This is a genomic window from Okeania hirsuta (assembly GCF_003838195.1).
In the GTDB taxonomy this organism is placed as follows: Bacteria; Cyanobacteriota; Cyanobacteriia; order Cyanobacteriales; family Microcoleaceae; genus Okeania; species Okeania hirsuta.
In genome coordinates this window covers 1-553 of the sequence record NZ_RCBY01000701.1, presented here as the reverse complement: position 1 = coordinate 553, position 553 = coordinate 1, and the positions used below count along the sequence as shown (strand labels likewise).

1 protein-coding gene is annotated in these 553 nt (G+C 34.2%); it reads right to left on the bottom strand.

Annotated features, from left to right (window positions below; all coding sequences use genetic code 11):
• Positions 1–8 precede the first annotated feature (8 nt).
• The gene (locus tag D5R40_RS33760) at positions 9–302 is read right to left on the bottom strand and encodes a hypothetical protein (RefSeq protein ID WP_124155940.1); all 294 of its coding nucleotides are present in this window, start codon (positions 300–302) and stop codon (positions 9–11) included.
• Positions 303–553: the final 251 nt, after the last annotated feature.

Genomic DNA, 553 nt, shown 5'->3' with positions numbered 1-553 from the left:
AATGAGTGTTAATTTAAACCAATTTTCTTCATGTTGGACATCCGGAGTTGAATAACTTGTTGTGAGTAATTATCATCATTTTTATCAGGTAAAAATTCTTGAATTCCTTTATATAAACTGTTATAATCTCGTCGAAATAAAGGATGTTCAGACAATTCTACTACCGAACTTGCGATGGAGTTTGATGAGAGGGCATCTACTAATTCTATAACAGTTTCTTTTCTGGCATTAACTCCATGATAGAGGTTTTCCCTCCAGCATAAAAACTCCTTGATGGACTGACTGTTTTCTTGATTTTCCATGGTTGTGAATAATACACCTCTGAATGTTAGTGTATATTTTACGCCAATCTAAATCCTTTCTTAACTATTCAGTCTCATGTCTACAACAACATCCAAGCAAACCACTCAATCAGCAACCATTAGAGGGAAACAAATTCAGAGTTTAATCCGTAAGATGAAGCAGAAAATTAAGAAAATTGAACGAGAAGGAGAGGTCATTCCTCGTGATTGTCATATCATTCGTTATCAAGTCAATAGAAATCAGAAACTGT